This window comes from Dietzia aerolata, from assembly GCF_014144865.1.
In the GTDB taxonomy this organism is placed as follows: domain Bacteria; phylum Actinomycetota; class Actinomycetes; order Mycobacteriales; family Mycobacteriaceae; genus Dietzia; species Dietzia aerolata.
Map to the genome: position 1 here is coordinate 1 of NZ_JAALDM010000246.1, position 3,475 is coordinate 3,475.

4 protein-coding genes, 1 pseudogene and 1 riboswitch are annotated in these 3,475 nt (G+C 69.6%); of the genes and pseudogenes, 3 read left to right on the forward strand and 2 right to left on the reverse strand.

Annotation, left to right across the window (positions count from 1 at the left end):
• Window positions 1-209: cold shock domain-containing protein (locus G6016_RS13755; RefSeq protein ID WP_182633197.1), on the reverse strand; the 209-nt coding region annotated here is incomplete at its 3' end.
• Window positions 210-438: 229 nt separating this feature from the next.
• On the opposite strand from G6016_RS13755, the gene G6016_RS13760 reads away from it, so the two are divergent.
• The gene (locus G6016_RS13760; protein ID WP_182633198.1) at window positions 439-747 is read left to right on the forward strand and encodes a hypothetical protein; all 309 of its coding nucleotides are present in this window, start codon (window positions 439-441) and stop codon (window positions 745-747) included.
• 183 nt (window positions 748-930) lie between these two features.
• A riboswitch (cyclic di-AMP (ydaO/yuaA leader) is annotated at window positions 931-1,086 on the forward strand.
• 13 nt (window positions 1,087-1,099) lie between these two features.
• Entirely contained in the window at window positions 1,100-1,732 is a 633-nt protein-coding gene (locus G6016_RS13765; RefSeq protein ID WP_182633199.1) for a transglycosylase family protein, read from the forward strand.
• Window positions 1,733-1,978: 246 nt separating this feature from the next.
• Here the strand turns inward: G6016_RS13765 and G6016_RS13770 are convergent, their stop codons facing one another.
• Window positions 1,979-2,185 (reverse strand): hypothetical protein, encoded by a 207-nt coding sequence (locus G6016_RS13770; RefSeq protein WP_182633200.1) that lies wholly within the window; start codon window positions 2,183-2,185, stop codon window positions 1,979-1,981.
• A 391-nt stretch (window positions 2,186-2,576) separates the two neighbouring features.
• Here G6016_RS13770 and G6016_RS13775 point away from each other — a divergent pair.
• Window positions 2,577-3,475, forward strand: a pseudogene (locus G6016_RS13775) (hypothetical protein); the annotation flags it as partial.

Here is a 3,475-nt window from a genome sequence, read left to right on the forward strand (position 1 = left end):
GCGGCGGGCTCGTCGTGCACCACGACGCGCAGCGCCTGCGGGCCGCGGCGGCCGGAGACCATGTCGAACTCCACGCGCTGGCGCGGGCGAAGCGTCTCGACCCCGGCGGGCAGCGCGTCGGCGCGCACGTAGACGTCCTCCCCGCCCTCCTGGGACAGGAAGCCGAAGCCCTTTTCCGCGTCGAACCACTTCACCTTGCCGCTGGGCACCGCGATCCCCCTCATGAACACCGGCGCGCACCCGCGCGACCACGACCTGAACTGATGCCCAGACAATACCCGTGCGCTCCGGCTTCCCCGCACCACAGCCCCCGCACTCGCACCCACAACCGCAAGCACGCCTGCATCCCGGCGCGGCCATTCCACATCGACCGTCCATGACCGATCCCGTCTGGTCCGCATTGCTGCCGCACCCCGGACCAGCGGTACTGTGCACGGTGTGAGTTCCGACGACCATCGCCCCGCAGAAGACACCGCCAGCGACCCGTGGGCGCCGGCCACCTCCCGACCGGACACATCCGTGACGGCGGGGACCAGCGCGGCGCCTCGTCGTCGTCGACTATTTGTTCTTGCAATGGTGATCTTCAGCATCGGCGTACTTTTCACGATCGTCGCCGCGCTGACGCCGTTCGTGCTCGGTCGCGACGCGCCCACCATCCTTTACGTCGGCGCGATGCTGTTCACGCCGGTCGGGTTCCTGCTCGGGCTGCTCTACGCGATCCTGGGTTCCCGTCCGCCCAAGATGTGACCGATCGCACCCTTACCGCAACATTGCTGGTAACGGGCCGATAACAGCCGCGAGTCCTGCGCGCTCCCACCTGGTTTTATTTCGAAATGGTGACGATCGCGCATCGAACCGCTACTCTTCTGTGCAGACTCGTCAGCGAGTTGGCATCGGACGCATAACCGAACTTCGCCCTGCGACCGATGCGACCTAAAAACCATTTACCCGGGCGAAGACGGGGGACCCGACAGGGCCCACCAGGGGTCCGGTGGCCAGCAGGCCGCCTTGGGGTGAAGCCGCCAGCGGCGGCCGGACACACTCGTCCGAACCCGACAGCTCACCCCGTAGGAACAGAGTGAAAAGGACTGACGCGTACATGACCTCGTACACCGGACGCCACCGCGCCGCCACCACCTCCTCCGCGCCGAAGACCGCCGTCAAGGCCGTCATCGCGGGTACCGCCTTCTCCGCCGCCGGCCTGGCCTTCGCGCCGGCCGCCAACGCTGCCCCGGACTCCGACTGGGACCGTCTCGCGCAGTGTGAGTCGGGTGGCAACTGGGCCATCAACACCGGCAACGGCTACCAGGGTGGCCTGCAGTTCTCGCCGAGCACCTGGGCCGCCTACGGTGGCACGCAGTTCGCGCCGACCGCCAACCAGGCTACGCGTGAGCAGCAGATCGCGATCGCCGAGAAGACCCTCGCCGGCCAGGGCTGGGGCGCATGGCCCGCCTGCTCGGCCAAGCTGGGCCTGAACTCCGCGCCGACCCCGCGCGACCTGAACAACCTCACCCCGAACCCGGCTCCGGCGCCCGTCGCCCAGGAGACCCCGGCTGAGGCCCCCGAGGTCACCGCCGCCGATCACGCCGCCGCGCTGCACGACTACGCCGAGGCTCGTGGCGTTGCCCTCCCGGTCCTGCCGACCTACGAGGACAACAAGGACGCTGTCGACGCCGCGTACGTGGCCAACCAGCAGATCGTCGACGACTTCTTCGCGACCCATATCAACTGACGCCTCGCGTCGTGAGCCCCGCGCTCACGACGCACCGCGCTTCGCAGCGCACGCGCTCACAGCGCACGCGCTCTGCATCGAGCCGGCTACCGAATTCGGTGGCCGGCTCGATGCATTTCTGCGTCGCTCCGCACGGGGAGTGGGCGCTCCGGCACCAGCCCCGCTGCGGCCGGAACGAGAGAAGGACCGCCACTCCCTCCTGGGAGCGACGGTCCTTCTCGCGTAATGCTGGGTGTCGGTGCCGCGTCAGGCCCGGACGGACTTGTTGACCACAGTGTCCGGGTGGACGTAATGAAGACGCTCGTGCGGGAGCGGGAAGCGCTCCTCGCCGAACGGCGACAGTCCGCCCGCGACCAGCGCGGCGAGTTCGGTCACCGGGTGCTCGCCGAACGAGGCGTCGGGCCATCCCGGGTTGTCATAGGTCAGTTTCTTCTTGGCAGCCACGCTTTGCATTCTCTCACCTCGCGCGCGTTTAGTCAGCAACTGGGTCGATTACCCGGCGGCCCATCCCCCGCGCACGTCAGCGCCGCGCCGCCGACCCGCCGCCAGCGATCCAGTGGTTCCTTGCATTGCTCGGGTCGTGCAAGGCCATCAGACCGCCCCTCGAACTCGCCCTTCGCCGACCTGCCGGACATCACCTCGCAGCTGCCGGACATCTCGTGCATTTTCAGGCCGTATTTCGCAATTCTTGTCCGGCAGCTCGAGATCGATGTCCGGCAAGTGGCGGGGAGGTTGGAGGGCACGGACCCCAGCAACGATTTTCAATGCGGCCAGCCCGCCTCGGCACCGCTCGCTGCGCACACCGTCGCACGCGCGCGTCATCGTCATTAGGCTGGGACGGATCATGTCGACCTCCCGCGCCACGACCCGCCACAGCGCCGGCGATCCAGGATTTCCCGCCTGGCTCGCGGGGCTGTCCGACGACACCCTCGTGCGCATCTGCACCCTGCGCCCCGACGTGGCCACGCCCGCCCCGGCGTCGCTGGACGTGTTGGCGTCGCGGCTTCGCCTTCCGGCGTCCACCGCGCGGGCGATGAGCACGCTGTCGTGGCCGGAGTTGCTCGTGCTCGCCACGGCCGCCTCACTCGGCGCGGACTCGGGCGCCGTGCCTCTGGCCGCGGTGGCGGAGCACCTCGGAGTCGACGGCCCCGCCGGTGAAACAAAGGCCAAGGCCCGCTCGACGACCACCACCGCCGGGTCCGCGACATTCGGTGCAGCTGTGGCCCGTCTCCGGGATCTCGCGCTGATCTGGGGCGAGGAGGACAGCGTCCGGATCGTGCCCGTCACCGCGACGGCCATTGCCTCCGCCCCGGTGGTGCCGCCGCACCCCGGTGAGCCGGTCGGCGATGAGCTGGAAGAAGCCTGGGCCGGACTTTCTGCTCCGGCGGTCGGAGTGCTCGAGGCGATCGCTCGGGGCCGCTCCCCTGTCGGTGCGCTGGGGACGGGAGCGTCGGAGTCCGTGAAAGCCGCCGCTGCCGAGCTCGCCGCCGCAGGGCTCGCGGAAGTCACTGACGGCAGCGCCGAGGCCGTGGCAGGTGGTGCACCTGCGGGAGAGACGGTCATCCCCCGCGCGCACACCCTGGATCGTGCCCGCCACGGTGCCCGCGCCCGCACCGGTTTGGGTTCGGGCTCTGGTTCCGGTTCTGGCTCTGGCTCCGGGGCCAGGTCTAGCTCCGAGGCCAGGTTTGGCTCCGAGGCCAGGTTTGGCTCCGGAGGGCGCGCGACGTCCGCCGGCGGCACGCT

Bases quoted from the DNA above. Each gene is read 5' to 3' on its own strand.
- G6016_RS13765 (WP_182633199.1), top strand. From the start codon at position 1,100: ATGACCTCGTACACCGGACGCCACCGCGCCGCCACCACCTCCTCCGCG.
- G6016_RS13770 (WP_182633200.1), bottom strand. From the start codon at position 2,185: ATGCAAAGCGTGGCTGCCAAGAAGAAACTGACCTATGACAACCCGGGA.